The organism is Corynebacterium hansenii (assembly GCF_030408795.1).
GTDB lineage: Bacteria > Actinomycetota > Actinomycetes > Mycobacteriales > Mycobacteriaceae > Corynebacterium > Corynebacterium hansenii.
Genome location: NZ_CP047211.1, coordinates 230,825 through 246,889, shown reverse-complemented (window position 1 = coordinate 246,889; position 16,065 = coordinate 230,825). Strand labels below are relative to the sequence as shown.

General features: G+C 71.3%; 13 protein-coding genes and 1 tRNA gene. 11 read left to right on the top strand and 3 right to left on the bottom strand.

Going from position 1 to position 16,065, the window contains the following annotated elements; all coding sequences use genetic code 11:
* The first annotated feature begins 148 nt into the window (after nucleotides 1-148).
* Nucleotides 149-1,102: an ArsA-related P-loop ATPase gene (locus CHAN_RS01055; RefSeq protein WP_290290943.1), complete on the top strand. Its 954-nt coding sequence runs from the start codon at nucleotides 149-151 to the stop codon at nucleotides 1,100-1,102.
* A complete protein-coding gene (locus CHAN_RS01050) occupies nucleotides 1,095-2,342 on the top strand; it encodes an ArsA family ATPase (RefSeq protein ID WP_290290942.1) in 1,248 nt (415 codons plus the stop codon). Before CHAN_RS01055 ends, CHAN_RS01050 begins: the two co-directional genes overlap by 8 nt.
* A gap of 108 nt (nucleotides 2,343-2,450) precedes the next feature.
* Here CHAN_RS01050 and CHAN_RS01045 read toward each other — a convergent pair whose 3' ends face one another.
* A complete protein-coding gene (locus CHAN_RS01045; protein WP_048743501.1) occupies nucleotides 2,451-2,831 on the bottom strand; it encodes a WhiB family transcriptional regulator in 381 nt (126 codons plus the stop codon).
* Nucleotides 2,832-3,375: 544 nt separating this feature from the next.
* Here CHAN_RS01045 and CHAN_RS01040 point away from each other — a divergent pair.
* Nucleotides 3,376-5,700, top strand: a complete 2,325-nt coding sequence (locus tag CHAN_RS01040) for a transglycosylase domain-containing protein (protein ID WP_377748424.1) — start codon at nucleotides 3,376-3,378, stop codon at nucleotides 5,698-5,700.
* 114 nt (nucleotides 5,701-5,814) lie between these two features.
* Here CHAN_RS01040 and CHAN_RS01035 read toward each other — a convergent pair whose 3' ends face one another.
* Nucleotides 5,815-6,276: a GatB/YqeY domain-containing protein gene (locus CHAN_RS01035; protein ID WP_048743377.1), complete on the bottom strand. Its 462-nt coding sequence runs from the start codon at nucleotides 6,274-6,276 to the stop codon at nucleotides 5,815-5,817.
* A gap of 195 nt (nucleotides 6,277-6,471) precedes the next feature.
* On the opposite strand from CHAN_RS01035, the gene CHAN_RS01030 reads away from it, so the two are divergent.
* Together CHAN_RS01030 and CHAN_RS01025 are read left to right on the top strand one after the other, a co-directional pair.
* Nucleotides 6,472-7,371 carry a metallophosphoesterase gene (locus tag CHAN_RS01030; RefSeq protein ID WP_377748426.1) on the top strand — a complete coding sequence of 300 codons (900 nt, stop codon included), beginning with the start codon at nucleotides 6,472-6,474 and terminating at the stop codon, nucleotides 7,369-7,371.
* Between the two features lie 210 nt (nucleotides 7,372-7,581).
* Nucleotides 7,582-7,658, top strand: a tRNA-Pro gene (locus CHAN_RS01025).
* A gap of 39 nt (nucleotides 7,659-7,697) precedes the next feature.
* On the opposite strand, the gene CHAN_RS01020 is transcribed toward CHAN_RS01025, so the two are convergent.
* Complete coding sequence (locus tag CHAN_RS01020; RefSeq protein WP_290290937.1) at nucleotides 7,698-9,329, bottom strand: hypothetical protein; 1,632 nt, start codon at nucleotides 9,327-9,329, stop codon at nucleotides 7,698-7,700.
* A gap of 277 nt (nucleotides 9,330-9,606) precedes the next feature.
* Between CHAN_RS01020 and CHAN_RS01015 the strand changes: the two genes are divergently transcribed.
* The 6 genes from CHAN_RS01015 to CHAN_RS00990 are packed head-to-tail and all read left to right on the top strand — an operon-like array spanning nucleotide 9,607 to nucleotide 15,793.
* Nucleotides 9,607-12,546 (top strand): DUF4040 family protein, encoded by a 2,940-nt coding sequence (locus CHAN_RS01015; protein WP_290290935.1) that lies wholly within the window; start codon nucleotides 9,607-9,609, stop codon nucleotides 12,544-12,546.
* A complete protein-coding gene (locus tag CHAN_RS01010; RefSeq protein ID WP_048743368.1) occupies nucleotides 12,543-12,986 on the top strand; it encodes a cation:proton antiporter subunit C in 444 nt (147 codons plus the stop codon). The genes CHAN_RS01015 and CHAN_RS01010 overlap by 4 nt, the downstream gene beginning before the upstream one ends.
* A complete protein-coding gene (locus CHAN_RS01005) occupies nucleotides 12,986-14,545 on the top strand; it encodes a monovalent cation/H+ antiporter subunit D family protein (RefSeq protein WP_241485447.1) in 1,560 nt (519 codons plus the stop codon). Before CHAN_RS01010 ends, CHAN_RS01005 begins: the two co-directional genes overlap by 1 nt.
* Nucleotides 14,542-15,180, top strand: a complete 639-nt coding sequence (locus CHAN_RS01000; protein WP_290290929.1) for a Na+/H+ antiporter subunit E — start codon at nucleotides 14,542-14,544, stop codon at nucleotides 15,178-15,180. Before CHAN_RS01005 ends, CHAN_RS01000 begins: the two co-directional genes overlap by 4 nt.
* Nucleotides 15,173-15,448, top strand: coding sequence for a monovalent cation/H+ antiporter complex subunit F (locus CHAN_RS00995; RefSeq protein ID WP_048743367.1), 276 nt, complete (start codon nucleotides 15,173-15,175; stop codon nucleotides 15,446-15,448). The genes CHAN_RS01000 and CHAN_RS00995 overlap by 8 nt, the downstream gene beginning before the upstream one ends.
* Before the next feature lie 3 nt (nucleotides 15,449-15,451).
* Complete coding sequence (locus CHAN_RS00990) at nucleotides 15,452-15,793, top strand: monovalent cation/H(+) antiporter subunit G (protein WP_290290927.1); 342 nt, start codon at nucleotides 15,452-15,454, stop codon at nucleotides 15,791-15,793.
* The last annotated feature ends 272 nt before the right edge of the window (nucleotides 15,794-16,065 follow it).

Genomic DNA, 16,065 nt, shown 5'->3' with positions numbered 1-16,065 from the left:
ACCGCCCGCCCCGTCTATCGTTGATGGGGTGAGCGACGACGGCGCCCGGGCGGGCTCGGGATCAGGTGCGGGGGACGGCTTTCGGCCGTCCCCGCCTTCTTCGTCCGCGCCTTCTTCGTCCGCGGAGCCCGGGGCGGCCGCGGTGCACGTGATCACGGGCAAGGGCGGCACCGGGAAGTCGACCATCGCCGGTGCGCTGGCGCTGCGGCTGGCCGCCGGCGGCGGGCGCGTGCTGCTCGTGGAGGTCGAGGGCCGGCCGTCGATCGCGGCGACGCTGGGCCTGGGCGAATTCCCGCGGATGCCGGAGAAGGTCGCCTCGGCGGCGGGCGGCGGCGAAGTCCACGCCTGCTCCCTGGACGCCGAGACGGTGCTCGAGGATTACCTGTCCTCCAACGTCGGCTCTTCGCTGGCCATCGCGGCGGCGCGCAGGCTCGGGGTCACCGAGTTCGCCACGACCATCGCCCCGGGCCTGCGGGACGTGCTGTTGTCCGGGTTCATCGTGGCGGAGGCGCGGCGCGGCGGGTGGTCCGCCGTCGTCGTGGACGCCCCGCCGACGGGCCGGGTGGTGCGGTTCCTCGACGTCACCCGCGCGCTCGGGGACATCGCCACATCCGGGCCGATCCACCGCCAGGCCGCCGACACCGCCGCGTTCCTGCGGTCCGGGTCGACGCGGGTGCACATGGTGGCGCTGGCCGAACCGCTGCCGGTGCGCGAGTCGCTGGAATCGCTCGACGAGCTCGCCGAGGCCGACCTGCCGCTGGGTTCGGTGGTGGTCAACCGCATCCTCGACGACGCCCTCTGCGATGCCGCGCTGTCCCTCGACCACGCCGACGTCACCGCCGTGGGCCGCCGGCTGGCCGCTCGCGGGGGCGGCGGGCCGTCGTCAAGTGAAGACGCGCTGACCACCGCATTGCTCGACGAACTCGACGACGTCGCCGCCCGGGCGCGCGTGCAGCGCAGCTCGCAGGCCGACCTCGCGGGCGCGTGGCGCGGGCCAGTCACGCGCGTGCCGGCACTGCCGGGCGGCGTGCGCATCGAGGGGCTTTACGACGTCGCCGGGCTCCTCGGCGGCCTCGATCATCGGGAGGAGCGCGATGAGTGACTCGGCGGAAATGAACGCGGGGACCGCAGGAGACGGCGCCGGGGGCGCGCCGGAGCCGGGCGGGAACGGCCGGGACGAAAACGGTTGGGGCGGCGCCGGTCAGGGCGAGAATCGTCGTGGCGAAAACGGCCGGGGCGAGCCGCGGGTGATCGTGATGGTGGGGTCCGGGGGCGTCGGCAAGACCACCTCCGCCGCCGCCCTGGCCGTGGGGCTGGCCGAATCGGGGCTGCGCACCGTCGTGATGACCATCGACCCCGCGAAACGCCTGGCGCAGGCGCTCGGACTCGCCGACCTGGGCATCACCCCGCAGCCCGTCGCCGGACAGGACGGCCTGCACGCCCTGATGCTCGACCAGGACGCCCGCTTCGGGGCGCTGCTCGCCGAGGCCGGGGCGCCGGAACTCGTGGACAACCGCATCACCGCCACCGTCGCCCGCAGCTTCGGAGGCCTGCACGACTACCTGGCCATGGACCTGCTGGCGAAGCTGCATGACTCCGGCGAATGGGACGCGATCGTCGTGGACACCCCGCCCGCGCTGTCCGCCCTGGACTTCCTCGACTCCGCCGACCGCGTGCGGCGCCTGGTGCTCCACCCGCTGATGAGGCTGCTGACGTCGTCATCGGCGCTGGTCGGCACCGGCGTCATGCTGCTGGGGCAGATCGTCGGCAGCGAAACCCTGGCGCAGGCGGCGGCGTTCGCGCGGGGCCTGCGGCCGGTCGCCGATTCGATGCTGGAGAGGTCGCGGTCGATGCGCCGGCGCCTGGACGAATCCGGCGAATTCCTGGTGGTCACCGCGCCGACGGCGGAGGCGCTGCGCGAGGCGCGGTCCTTCGCGGAATCGCTCGGATCGCAGGGACTGCCCGTCACCGGGGTCGTGGTCAACCGCACCCACCAGGTGCCCGACGCGCTCCGCGACCGTGACTTGGACTGGGATGCCGTCGGCGGGGTTGCTCTCGACCGGGGAGATGAGGATCGGATGGATCTCGACCCGGATGCCGGTGACCGGGGCGATGAGGAAGGCACGGGCGACGCGGAGGGCGCAGTCGACGCAATTGCCGCGATGCGACTGATCCACGAATCCCGCGTCGCGCTGGCCGGCGCGGAGGAGAAGCAGATCAAGCGCTTCGTCCGCCGCTTCCCCGATGTGCCGCTGACGCATGTGCCGTCGACGCGCGGCGGCGTGACCAGCCTCGCCGATCTGCGCGGGCTGGCGGAGCGAATTCTCCCCGCCCTGGATTAGCCGCCGCACCTTGACGTAGACCCACCCCGAATGCGCAGACCCACCCGCTGCAACGGGTGGGTCTGCGCATTCGGGGTGGGTTGGCGGGCGGAGCCAAGCGCGGCGGAACTACGCGCGGCGGGCCTTCTGCGCGACCTTCTGCGCGGCAACCTGCGAAGCGTAGAAATCGGCCCAGCTGGTCACCTCCGGATGCTCGCGGAGCATGGCGCGGCGCTGACGCTCGGTCAGGCCACCCCACACGCCGAACTCGACGCGGTTGTCCAGGGCATCGGCGCGGCACTGCAGAACGACGGGGCAGTGACGGCAGATGACGGCTGCCTGGCGCTGCGCGGCGCCGCGGACGAACAATTCGTCGGGGTCGATGTCGCGGCACTTGGCGCGGGTGACCCATTCCTGGCGATCCCGGAAACTCTCGGCGGCGTCTTCGCGTTCCTCCACGAGATCGGCCACACGGGCGGATCGGTTCCGGTCGGGGATAGTGGCGGTCATCATGGCCTCCTTCGGCATGTCGCGGTCCCCGCGACAAACGGCGGGGATTCGTTGCACATCCCGCATGTCGGGACGGTGCGGCGGTGACGCCCGGCGCGTGGTGCTGCCTGCCCGGCGCTTCCTCTACCAGCCCGGGAAGGTCCCCGGCGCTGATTCCGTGCTGATTTGTTGTTGTAAGTCTATTCACACAATTTCTGCAATGTCACCTAGGTCACATTCCGGGGGTGACCGTGACACATAGCGGCAGGTCGTACCGTTTACAGACGTATCCAGCGGGGGTAAACGTTGACACCCCCACCATGTAACACTTCGGAAAACAATGCCGAAATCGCCACCGCTCCGGCGATGCGGTCTCATGGGATGGCGGCGGGCGTCGCAAAGCAACCCGCGAAACGGGACGCCGACGCGGGGCGCACAGGCGGGGACGAACGCTTCGCGGGAGGAACGGGAATTCCGCGAGCGGGCCCCTCCCATTAGGGTTGACGGCGTGAACGTGGGACGAAATCTGCTGAAGCTCGCCGTGGCCGTGGCGCTCGCCGGGCTGATGGTCGCCGCCGCGTTGTTCCCCATCGTCGGTGGCGGCGGCTACCTGATGGCGCGCACCGCCGACGATCTGGCCATGTCGTCCCGCTCCGTCATCGGCGGCGAAGCCCCCGAAATCACCACCATCACCGACGCCAAGGGCGAACCGATGGCCTGGCTTTACGAGCAGCGCCGCACCTCCGTGGACCAGTCGCAGATCTCGCGGAACATGAAGGACGCCATCGTCTCCATCGAGGACCGCCGCTTCTGGGAGCACTCCGGCGTCGACTGGCAGGGCACCCTCCGCGCCGCGCTGGCCAACTTCACCTCCGGCTCCGTGCGCCAGGGCGCGTCGACCATCGAGCAGCAGCTGATCAAGAACTACACGCTGCTCGTCGAAGCCGAAACCGAAGCGGAGCGCCGCGCCGCCACCGCCGCCGACTACGGCCGCAAGCTGCGCGAGATCCGCATCGCCCAGGACCTCGAAGACGGGCTGACCAAGGAAGAGGTGCTCACCGGGTACCTCAACATCGTCCCCTTCGGCAACGGCGCCTTCGGCGTGGAAAACGCCGCGCAAACCTACTTCGGCATCCCGGCGAAGGACCTCAACATCCCGCAGTCGGCCCTGCTCGCCGGCCTGGTGCAGCAGACTTCGGGCCTGAACCCCTACACCAACCCGGACGGCGCGATGGGCCGGCGCAACGACGTCCTCCGCGCGATGGCCGACACCGGCGCCATCACCCGCGCGCAGGCCAACGACGCCATCGCCACCGACCTCGGCGTCCTGCCCGAACCCAACCGCCTGCCGCAGGGCTGCATCGCCGCCGGCGACCGCGGCTTCTTCTGCGACTACGTCATCTCCTACCTCGCCGACCACGGCCTGGACCGCAAGAAGCTCGCGCGCGGCGGCTACACCATCCGCACCACCCTCGACCCCGCCGCGCAGGAGAACACCCAGCGTGCGCTGCGCGAGCACGCCTCCCCCACCGCCGGTGGCGTCGCCGAGGTCATGAGCATCATCGAGCCGGGCACCGACTCCCGCCGCGTGCTGTCGATGGCGTCGTCCCGCGTCTACGGCCTCGACGCCGACGCGATGCAGACGGTGCAGCCGCAGCCGTTCACGCCCGTGGGCAACGGCGCGGGGTCGATCTTCAAGATCTTCGCCGCCACCGCCGCGGTGGAGAAGGGCATGGGCATCGACACCTCGCTGCCGGTCCCCCGCCGCTACGAGGCGTCGGGCCTGGGCTCCGGCGGCGCGGCCGGCTGTCCGGCGGGCATGTACTGCGTGGAGAACACCGGCAACTTCCCGCCGAACATGACGCTGCGCGAGGCGCTGGCGAAGTCGCCGAACACCCCGTTCGTGGCCATGAGCGAGCAGGTCGGCGTCGACGGCGTCGTGGACATGGCGGTGCGCCTGGGCATGCGCTCCTACACCCAGCCGGGCAGCTTCGACGGCGAATCGTCGGTGGCGCAGTACGTCTCGGAGAACACCCTGGGGTCCTTCGTGCTCGGCCCGACGCCGGTCAACGCGGTGGAGCTGTCCAACGTCGGCGCGACGCTGGCGTCGGACGGCATGTGGTGCGAGCCGAACCCGATCGAGGAGATCACCGACCGCGACGGCAACCCCGTCCAGATCGACCGCCCGGCCTGCGAGAAGGCCGTCGACCCGGGCGTCGCCCACGCGATGGCGCAGGCGCTGTCGGCCGACACGGTCAACGGCACCGCCGAGGACGCCGCGAAGTCGGTGAACTGGGACGGCCCGGTGGCCGCGAAGACGGGCACCACGGAGTCGAACCAGTCGGCGGCGTTCCTGGGCTTCACCAAGGGCCTCGCCGCGGCGGTCTACGCCTACAACGATTCCCCGGTGGTCACGCAGCTGTGCTCCTCGCCGCTGCGCCAGTGCGGGTACGGCGACCTGTACGGCGGCCGCGAGCCGGCGCGCACGTGGTTCTCGGGCATCGCGCCGATCATCGAGGACCACGGCGGCAAGGTGCTGCCGGAGATGGACCCCGAGTACGCGGCGGGCACCGCGAAGGCGTCGTTGCCGCAGGTGGTGGGAATGCAGGAGGCCGATGCCCGCAAGGTCCTCGAGGAGGCCGGCTACAAGGTCGACTCGGTGATCGCGTCGCAGACGGGCCGGCCGCGCGGCACGGTCACGGGCGTGCGGGTGCCGGGCCTGCTTCTCGACGGCGGCACCGTCACCATGGAGGTGTCGGATGGGACCAGGCGTCCGCCCCCGCCGCGCCCCTCGCCCGGTGGCCCCGGCGGCGGTGGCGGTGGCGGCGGCCCCCGCCTGCCGGATTCGATCGACATCCCGGGCTTCGGGCGCATCCCGCTGCCGCGGTAGCGGCGCACCGCACGACGGCTGTGCCCGGGCACGATGGCGCGCACCGCACGCAGGCGGTGCCCGCTCCAGGTGGGCTGCACCGGACGACGGCTGTGCCCGGGCCCGGTGGCGCGCTTAGCCCTGCAGCCGTTCCTTCACGGCGCCGGACAGGCGCTTGCCGTCGACGCGGCCGGCGGCCTTGGCCTGCGCCGCCTTCATGATCTGCCCCATCTGCTTCATCGACGCCGGCTCATCCCCGCACACCTCGGCGACGGCGCCGTCGACCAGTGCGGCGAGCTCGTCGTCGTCAAGCTGCTTCGGCTGGTAGCGGGCGAAGACCTCGGCCTCCGCGAGCTCGTTGTCCGCCAGCTCCTGGCGGCCGTTCTCGGCGTACATCTCGGCGGACTCGCGGCGCTTCTTGATTTCCCGCTCGATGACCTTCAGCACTTCCGCGTCCGTCAGCTCGTGCTTGGATCCGGAGACCTCCTCGGTCTGGATCGCGGCCTTGAGCATGCGCAGTGCGCCGACGGTGTCCTTGTCGCGGGCCTTCATGGCGGCGGTCATGTCGGAGATGATGGTTGCCTTGAGTTCGCTCATGGCAAAAACTCTACGCAGCATTCCCCCGCGCGTGCGCCGCATGGCGAGACGACGTCCGTGGCGGGGGCGCGGGACTGTAGCGTGGTGGCCGTGGCTCATAACACCGACTCCGCTTTCCGACGCACCTTGCCCGCCCTCTCCGCCCTCGCCGGCGCATCCGGCGGAAGGGAGAAATCGGCGGGGGCGGCCGGCGTCGTGAAGCAAGCGGCCAAGGTCGCCGGCGCAATCGTCGGGGGCCTGGGGCTGGCGGGGGCGGCGACGTTCCTGTACGCCAACCAGATCGAGCTGAAGGCGTTCCGCGTCAAGCGCGTGCGGGTGCCCGCCCTGCCCGCGGGGCATGCCCCGATGCGGATCCTGCACGTCACCGACTTCCACATGACCCGATCGCAGCGGAAGAAGCAGCGCTGGATCGCCGGGCTGGACGCGCTGGAGCCGGACCTGGTGGTCAACACCGGCGACAACCTCGGCGGCGCGGATGCCGTGCCCGGCGTCCTGACGGCCCTGGGCCCGCTGCTGAATCGGCCGGGCGTGTTCGTGTTCGGCACCAACGACTACTTCGGGCCGAAGCCGCTGAATCCGCTGCGCTACCTGACCGGCAAAAAGCGCCGCCCCTCCACCGAGAAGCTGCCGTGGGAGGGCATGCGCGCGGCGTTCATCGAGCACGGGTGGCGCGACGCGACGCACCGGCGCCTGGAGTTCGTCGCCGGCGGCGTGCGCCTGGCCGTCACCGGCGTCGACGACCCGCACCACGAACTCGACGACTACGACCTGGTGGCGGGCCCGCCGAACGCCGACGCGGACCTGGCGATCGGCCTGTCCCACTCCCCCGAGCCGCACGTGCTCGACCGTTTCGCCGAGGACGGCTACGACCTGGTCATGTCCGGCCACACGCACGGCGGCCAGGTGTGCCTGCCGTTCGAGCGGGCGATCGTGACCAACTGCGGCATCGACCGGTCGCGCGCGTCGGGCCTGTCGCGGTGGACCGAGCGGACGTGGCTGCACGTCTCCAACGGCCTGGGCACGTCGCCGTACGCGCCGGTGCGGCTGTTCTGCCCGCCGTCGGCGACGCTGATCGAGGTCGTGCCGCGGGACTAACCGGGCTGCGGCTCAGGCGGGCGGCTCGGGGCGCGTGGCCCGGGCGGCGGCTCGGGCGGGCGGACCTCCGCATCGCCCCACCCATCGGCCCGAATAACCCCCCGATCTGCCGTTTTGCCTTTTCCGACGGCGGGGGTCTAGAGTTGTCGACGTTGCAGCGCACGCCGCTGGACCGCGATCGCGGCCCGGGCGCGGTGCGACTTTCTTTTCCGGGGTATGGCGCAGCTTGGTAGCGCGCTTCGTTCGGGACGAAGAGGCCGTGGGTTCAAATCCCGCTACCCCGACCAGTCGGAAACCGCCGACCTGCGAAAGCAGGCGGCGGTTTTCTATTTCCCGCCATCCGCCGTGCCATCCGGGGCCTCTGTGGTCGGGTCCGCGGCCGGCGCGGCGGTCGTGTCGGATGAGGTCGTGCCGGATGAGGTCGAGGCCACGGCAACCGCCGGGGCCTTCCGGCGGCCTTCGCCGAAGCGGCCGATGATCGCGCCGATGACCACCAGCGCCAGCAGCACGCCCGCCGACGTCCCCCACATCACCGTCGAGCCGGCGTTGCCCAGCGCCGTCAACGCCGCAGTGGGATGGTGCAGCGGCATCAACGCGGAGACCACGCCCCAGGCGGCGGCCATCTCCTCGCCGCCGGACGCCTGCGCCGCCGCGCTGCGCCACACCCACCCGATGACGCCGACCTGCACGAGCATCCCGGCGAGGATCACCGCTCGGCCCCACGGCCCGCCGAACACCGCGAGCACCGCCCGCGACACCGCCGTCGCCGCCAACGCGGCGAGCGCGAGCACGAGCACGCCGGCCGTCCCGCGCAGCAGATCCATGCCCTCGGCCATGATGAACAGCACCAGCGAACCGATGGCCACGATGCCGACCAGCGCACCCGCGAACGCGCCGTTCGGCATCACGCGGGACCACCGGCCGCGGCGATCGGTCCCCTCTCCCGCCCCCTTTACGCCCCGCCGCGGCACGGAGATCAGCCACAACGCGGACGCGGCCAGCATGACCAGGGCGGACACCATGAACGCCAGGGTCGGCGCGAGCGTCGCGTCGCCGGCCGCATCCTCGGAGCCTTCCCCGCCTGCCAGCCCCGCCGCGGCCAGCTGCTCGCGGGAGGGCACGGGCATCGCGCGCTGCGCCGCCCCCACCTTGTCGACGGTCGCCGTGGCCATGCCATCGAGCCGCCCGGCGCCGTCGTCGAGCTGCTTCAGCCCGCCGTCGAGCTTCTTGGCGCCCTCGTCCAGATCCGCCGTCGCGGTGCGCAGCCGGTCGGCGCCGACGGTGGCGTTGTACACGCCGTCGCGGTACGGGGCGCCGGGTGTGTTGAGCTGGTACGACAGGTCGTCGGCGCCCTTGCGGAACTTCTCGGCCTGACCCGAGATGGCCTCGAAATCGATGGCGCCGAGCTGGCGCTCCAGGGCCTCCAGGTTGGCCACCGCATCGCCGTCGCCGGCCGCGCGCAGCGACTCCTTCGCCGGGCCGATCGACGTCTCCACCTGGCCGATGGCCACGTTGAGCAGCCCCATTCCGTCGGCGATGGCCCCGGCGCCCTCGGCGATGTCCTTCGCTCCGGCACCCAGCCGCCCGGTGCCGGCCTGCAGCTCCTTCATCCCGGTGGCCAGATCGGACGCGCCCTTGCGGACCCCGCCGGTGCCCTCGACCAGCTCGGTGCCGCCGCCCTTCAGGTCGCCGATGCCGTCGGTGGCCTGCTTCATTCCCGATTTGAGGAAGCCCGCCTGCGTGTTCGCCTCGCCGATCGCCCGGCGCGCCTCCTGCACCTTGGCGACGTCGATGCCGGGCACCGGCCCGGGGACGGACCCCTCCTCCGCCCCGTCGGCAGTCCACGCGGACGACAGTCCGGTCCCGGACCAGCCGAGATACGCCGCGCCGGCGATCAGCGGCAGAACGAGGAGCAGGGACAGCAGCGTGCGGCGGATTCCGCCTTTCCGGGAAGCCATGCCCCTCACGGTAACGCCCGCACCTGCGATTTCGTCGGTGCTACGCCGGGGCGCGGCGGACGGGCCCGCCGCCATCGACGCATCGACCGTGGGGGCACCCACGTGAGCGTCGCAAAGCCGCGGCCCGAGATATAGGAGAACGGGGCGCTGCGCAGCTTTCGCCGCCTAAACCGCATCCACCCCGGTTGCTAAGCTGGAATTCGGCCATTTACCAGATCCGCGCGGCCCCGCGCCGCCGGATCTGCCCCCGATACGCAAACAGGAAGGCGACCCTGTCGTGACATTGATCAGCGTCCCCGCCCTGGTTGCGGTGGCGCTGGCCCTCACCCCCTTATTCGTGAAAGTGCTCGGCAGGCACGCCGGCTGGCCGATCGTGGCGTTTTTCGTCGCCGCGATCGTCCAGCTGGCGCGGCTGGCCGGCGGCGTCCTCGACGGGGATGCGGTCACGTGGGGGATGACGTGGGCCGGTGCGCTGCTGCCAGGCGGAACCGGGGTGGACTTCGCGCTCCGCCTCGACCCGCTATCCCTCGTGTTCGCCCTGCTCGCGCTGGTGATCGGTTCCGCGGTATTCGTGTACTCGACCGCGTACCTGCCGCCGAAGGGCGGCACCATGAGCTTCTACGTCCTCATGACGTCGTTCATGCTGGCCGTGCTGCTGCTCGTCCTCGCCGACGACGTGGTGCTGCTGTTCATCGGCTGGGAGCTGGTGTCCATGGCGTCCTTCCTGCTCATCGCCCGATCCGGCTCCAGCGGCGAGGCGGGGTCGATCCGCACCCTGCTGCTGACGTTCACCGGCGGCCTGCTGCTGCTCGCCGCGCTGGGCGTCGCCGTATGGGCGACGGGCACCACCAACCTGACCGAGCTGCTGGCCCACGAGGTGTGGGGCACCGGCCCGGGCGCCAACACCGGACTGACCACGACGGTCGCGGTGCTGGTGGCGCTCGGCGCGTTCACCAAGGCCGCCCAGCTGCCGTTCCAGGCCTGGCTGCCGGAGGCCATGGCGGCGGCGACGCCGGTGTCCGCCTTCCTGCACGCAGCTGCGGTGGTCAAGGCCGGCATTTACCTGCTCCTGCGCTTTTCGACGGCCTTCGCCCACGTGCAGGCATGGCAGATCCTGCTGATCGTCGTGGGCATGTCCACCGCCGTCGCGGCGGCAGTGTTCGCCATCCAGCAGACGGACCTCAAGCGCCTGGTCGCCTACTCGACGGTGTCCCAGCTCGGCTGGATCGTCGCGACCATCGGCGTGGGCACCCACTTCGCCATCGTCGCCGCGGTGGTCCACACCCTGGCGCACGCCCTGTTCAAGTCCTCGCTGTTCATGCTCGCGGGCACCGTCGACCATCAGGCCGGCACCCGCGACATCCGCCGCCTGGGCCCGCTGTGGCGCCGCATGCCGTGGACCTTCGGGTCGATGGTCATCGGTTCGGCGTCGATGGCCGCGATCCCGCCGACGCTGGGCTTCCTGTCCAAGGAAGGCATGCTCGAGGCGTTCACCGAGGCGCCGCTGGCCGACGCCGGCGTGGTCATCCTGCTGGCCGCGGCGACCATCGGCGCGATCGCGACGTTCACGTACTCGGCGCGCCTGATCTTCGGCGCGTTCGTCGACGGCCCCCGCGACGTTTCCGAGGTCCGCGAGGCCCCCGTCGCCCTGTGGCTGCCGGCCGCCGTCCCCGGCGTGCTGTCGCTGCCGCTGGCCTTCTTCGTCGGCCCGCTTCTCGACGGGTCCCTCGACGCGGTCGCCCGCACCGTTCTCGGCGGCGACTACCACGCCACCCACCTGAAGCTGTGGCACGGGATCAACGTGCCGCTGCTCATCTCTGTGGGCGTGCTCGTCGCCGGCGTGCTGCTGGTGCTGGTGCGCAAGCGGATGAACGCCGCCCTCGCCGACCGCAAGCTGTTCCCCTTCACCGGCGTCGAGGCGCTGGCGTTCGGCACCCGCGCCGGCGCGCGCCTGGGCCGCGTCTTCGCGGCCATCTCCGATTCCCACGCGCCCACCCGCCACCTGCTGCCCATGCTGTCGGTCATCGTGGTCTACGCCGCGGCGATCCTGATCGCGCCCGGCCTCGGCGGCATGGAGCTGCCCGACAAGGTCGACGGCATCGACTCCTGGATGGACCTGATCCCGCTGGTGGTCGTGGTCATCGGCGTCATCGCGACCATGCAGGCCCGCAACCGCCTGCAGGCCGCGGTGCTGCTGGGCGTCACCGGCACGGGCGTGACCCTGCAGGTGCTGCTGCTCGGCGCCCCCGACGTAGCCATGACGCAGTTCCTGGTGGAGATCCTCACCGTCGTGCTGATGATGCTGGTGCTGCGCCACCAGCCGCGCGCCTTCTCCCCCACCGGCCGCGCCCGCCGCATCGTCGCGGCGGTCGTCGCCGTCGGCGTGGGGCTGGCGACGTTCGGTGCGGTGTGGACCCTCACGGGCCGGCGCGGCAAGCCGGAGATCGCCCAGTGGTACCTCGAGGAGGGCCCGAAGATCACCGGCGAGAACAACGTCGTCAACACGATCCTCGTCGAGTTCCGCGCCTTCGATACTTTGGGCGAGCTCGCGGTGCTGGGCATGGCGGGCATCGCGACGGCCGCCGTGGTGGCCTCGATGCCGCGCTGGCAGCACCACCCGGGACGGCCGGGGCCGCTGCCGCAGCCGGGGCTGAATTCGCTGCCGCTGCGCAAGCTGACCAAGTGGATGACGCCGCTGCTGTTCGGCCTGTCCGTCATCGTCCTGTTCCGCGGCGGCAACGAGCCGGGCGGCGGCTTCAACGCCGCGCTGATCGGCGCGTCGTCGCTGATGCTCATGTACCTGTCCCACCCGGACGACCGCCCGCTGACCAAGCGCAACGTCCCGTACCTGCTCAGCGGCTTCGGCGTGATCGTGGCCATCGCCATCGGCTTCGTCGGTTACCTGGAGGGCTCCTTCCTGGCGCCGCTGCACGGCACCGTCGCCGGGCAGCACCTGACGACGGCATTGATCTTCGACGTCGGCGTGTACCTGGCGGTGCTGGGCATCGTGGCCACGGCGCTGAACCACCTGGGCGGCCCGACCCGCCCCGGCTCCCCGAAGACGGACGACGAGCTCGGGCCGAAGGTCACCAATCGCACCGGCCTGAACGTCCCGCCGCTGCAGAATCCCGATCGGGCGGACTCCCCCGACCCCGCCCCGGCACCCGCCGGCGGCGCGAATCACGGTTCCACCGACGACGAGGAGGTGCGGGCATGATCATCGCCCTCATCGCGGCCGTGCTGGCCGGCGGCGGCGCCTACCTGGTGCTGCAGCGCGGCATGGTGCGCATCATCATCGGGATGACGTTCATCTCGCACGCCGCCAACCTGATCATCCTGTCCACCGGCGTCGGCGCCTGGCGGCAGGAGCCGCTGATGGCCCGCGCGGACGCGGATACGGCGGCCGACCCGCTGCCGCAGGCGTTCGTGCTCACGGCCATCGTCATCACCATGGCGGTGACCGCCTTCATGCTGGCCATGTCGGCGCTGGGCCGCGACGACGACACCCGCATCCAGGAGGACCGGGAGGCCAACGCGCAACTGTCCACCGCGGGCCGCGGGGCCCGGCGCCGCCGCCCGGCCGACGCCGGCTCCGGGGTCGGTTCGATCCGCCACGAGAACTACCCGCCCGAGGACCCCCAGGACGGTGATCGCTGATGACCGGCATGTCCGCGGAGACCATCTCCGCCCTGCTGCCGCTGCTGGCCATCTTCCCGCTGCTGCTCGCGGCCATCGCCGCGGTGCTGCCGTGGGCGCCCGCGCGGGTGGCGCTGTCCCTGGCCACGCCGGCGGGCATGGCCGCGGTGGCGTTCGCGCTGCTGTACCGGGTGATGGAATCCGGGCCGATCGGCCACAACGTCGGCGCGTTCCCCGGCGGCGTGTCCATCCCCTTCGTCGCGGACTCGTTCTCGCTGCTCATGCTCGGCGTCGCCGCGCTGGTGGTCTTCGCCGGCTCCTGGTTCGCCCAGGCCGTCGGCGAGAACAAGTCGCGCTTCTTCCCCGCCCTGACGCTGATGATGCTGTCGGGCATGGCGGGGGCGTTCCTCACCGCCGACCTGTTCAACTTCTTCGTGTTCATGGAGGTGATGCTGCTGCCGTCGTACGGCCTCATCGCCGTGACGGGCACGTGGCACCGCCTCGCAGCCGGCCGCTCCTTCGTGCTGGTCAACCTGATGACGTCGACGGTCCTGCTGGTCGGCGTCACCCTGGTCTACGGTTCGGTCGGCTCGGTGAACATCGCGCTGCTGGCCGGCATGGCCTCCGGCGGCGGCCCGGGCGCGGTGGCGCTGGGCCTGGTGGTCATCGCGCTGAGCGTGAAGGCGGGCCTGGTGCCCACGCACACGTGGCTGCCGCGGACCTACCCGTCGACGTCGCCCGCGGTGATGGCGATCTTCTCGGCGGTGCACACCAAGGTCGCCGTGTACATGCTGTTCCGCGTGTACGTGGTCATCGTGGACATGGAGCCGTCGTGGCACTGGCCGATCATCGCGCTGATGGCGGTGTCGATGATGATCGGCGCCTACGCGGGCATCGCCGAGACGACGATGCGCCGCGTGCTGGCGTACCAGATGGTCAACGGCATGCCGTTCATCCTGGTGGTGCTGGCGTTCACCGACGGCGACGCGCCCGCGGTGCTGGCCGCCGGCATCTTCTACGCGCTGCACCACATGGTCACCGTCGGTTCGCTGGTGCTGGCCTCCGGCGCGATCGAGGAGACGTACGGTACCGGGACTCTTTCGCGCCTGTCCGGCCTGGCCCGCAGGGATCAGCTCGTGGCGTGGGTCTTCGCGGCGATGGCGTTCTCCATCGTCGGCTTCCCGCCGTTCTCCGGGGTGTGGGGCAAGGTCGGCGTCGTCTTCGCGGCGGCGTCCTCGGGCGACGCGCGCTCGGTCGTGGTCATCGCGGTCATCGTGCTGGCGTCGCTGGGCGCCATGCTGGCCATGATCCGCGTTTGGCGGGGCGTGTTCTGGGGCCGGCCGATGCAGGGCATCGACGATGACCTCCACGTCCGCGGCGGCCTGGTGGCCCCCTCCGCGTTCCTGGCGGTGGCGAGCTCTCTCATGTTCGTCTTCGCCGGCGTGGTCGCGGGCTGGACGGGCGCGGCCGGCGATGCGCTGGTCGACGTGCCCGCCTACGTCGACGCCGCGCTGGGCAACCCGTCCGAGGCGATTTCCTTCGGCAACCTCGACAACGTCCGGGAAGGGGCGACCCGATGAGCTTCCTGCACATACCCCTCTATTCGGCGTGGCTGGTCGGCCAGGTCATCTCGGCGGCCACCGACGTGCTCGTGGACGCCGTGCGGCCCCGGCAGAAGCAGAAGCCGATCCTGATCGGCATGCCGCTGCGCATCACCACCGACAACGAGATCGTCGGCCTGTCCGCGTCCATCACCATGACGCCGGGCACCCTGGTGTGCGGCACCAGGTCGCTGGAGGGCGGCGGGCGCATGTTCATCGTCCACGTCATGTTCGGCGAGGACCTGGAAGCCGCGTACGACGCCCTCTACGACATGGAGGAGCGCATGGCCCCGCGGGTCCGCGACCTGCCGCGGCCGCGGGCGTTCGTGTTCGAGGGCTACGACGCGACCATGCACGCGGACCCGGGCGCGCGCGTCGGCACGGCCGCCGAAACGCGCGACGGGCTGCCCGATCTGCCCGACGGCATCAGGGTCGTCGACGATCCGATGGAGGAAGACGTCATCCCGGAACAGACGGCGGACCACAGGGGCGGGGCGGATGACCCCACGGTGGACGTCGTCACGCACGACAGCGGCGACCCGGACACGGACCCGGACGCCGGCGCGGCGGCCGACCGGCGCCGCACGCCCGCGAAGGAGGCGGACCATGAGTGAAACCCTCGTGCACGCAGTCGGAGGCATCGGCGTCGCCCTGTGCTCCGTGGCTTTCCTGATCACCGTGATCCTGGTGTTCCGCGTGAAGGGCAACGTCTCGCGCGCGGTGATGTCGGACGTCGCGTTCTTCTCGATGGTCGGCGTGTTCCTGACCACCGCGCTGTTCCGCGAAACGGCCATCACGTTCGACATCGCCATGTTGGCGGGCCTGCTGGGCATCCTGTCGACCGTGGGCCTGTCACGCGTGATTTCGCGGGGAAGGAGGTAGGACATGGCCATCGGAACCGTGATCACCGCGATCCTGTTCACCTTCGCCGTAGTCGGCGGGTCGGCGTACCTGCTGGGGGCGGCGGTCGCGATGTGGCGCGCGCCGGACGCCCTGTCGCGCCTGAACCAGCTGTCCGCCGGCGTGATGGTCGGCGTGCCGCTGCTGGTGGCGGGCAATCTGATCCTGGAGTTCGATCAGGGGACGCTGACGGTGGGCAAGGTGCTAAGCGCCCTGCTGGCGGTGGTGGCGCTGCTGATCGTGGCCACCGTCGCGTCGGAGGTCCTCGGGCGGGCCGTGCTCGGCTCGCGGGACGGGTCGTCGGAGGACCACTCGGATCGGCGCTGAGCGTCGCCGTCCCGCGTCCCGGCTCAGATCCGCGGCGCGCGTCCGCTTTACGACGCTCACCGGGCCCCTCTTCCCCGTTGCCGGGGAGAGGGGCCCTTCCGCGTTTTCGGGGGCGCGGGGAGGGACCGGCCCGTGAACGCCCGTCACCTGTGCGTTACACATAATTCGGAAATACCCCCGGACGGGGGCATGTTAACCCTTTCCCCGAGCCGCCGGGATGTGTGTTAGCTCACATTAACGCGCGTAACGGGACGACCGGATCCGGCGATCGA

Excerpts from the sequence above, each read along its gene's own strand:
- CHAN_RS01035 (WP_048743377.1), bottom strand. The coding sequence starts at position 6,276 with ATGAGCGAACTCAAGGCAACCATCATCTCCGACATGACCGCCGCCATG.
- CHAN_RS00990 (WP_290290927.1), top strand. The coding sequence starts at position 15,452 with ATGGCCATCGGAACCGTGATCACCGCGATCCTGTTCACCTTCGCCGTA.
- CHAN_RS01010 (WP_048743368.1), top strand. The coding sequence starts at position 12,543 with ATGATCATCGCCCTCATCGCGGCCGTGCTGGCCGGCGGCGGCGCCTAC.
- CHAN_RS00995 (WP_048743367.1), top strand. The coding sequence starts at position 15,173 with ATGAGTGAAACCCTCGTGCACGCAGTCGGAGGCATCGGCGTCGCCCTG.
- CHAN_RS01040 (WP_377748424.1), top strand. The coding sequence starts at position 3,376 with ATGGTCGCCGCCGCGTTGTTCCCCATCGTCGGTGGCGGCGGCTACCTG.
- CHAN_RS01045 (WP_048743501.1), bottom strand. The coding sequence starts at position 2,831 with ATGACCGCCACTATCCCCGACCGGAACCGATCCGCCCGTGTGGCCGAT.
- CHAN_RS01020 (WP_290290937.1), bottom strand. The coding sequence starts at position 9,329 with ATGGCTTCCCGGAAAGGCGGAATCCGCCGCACGCTGCTGTCCCTGCTC.
- CHAN_RS01005 (WP_241485447.1), top strand. The coding sequence starts at position 12,986 with ATGACCGGCATGTCCGCGGAGACCATCTCCGCCCTGCTGCCGCTGCTG.
- CHAN_RS01000 (WP_290290929.1), top strand. The coding sequence starts at position 14,542 with ATGAGCTTCCTGCACATACCCCTCTATTCGGCGTGGCTGGTCGGCCAG.
- CHAN_RS01050 (WP_290290942.1), top strand. The coding sequence starts at position 1,095 with ATGAGTGACTCGGCGGAAATGAACGCGGGGACCGCAGGAGACGGCGCC.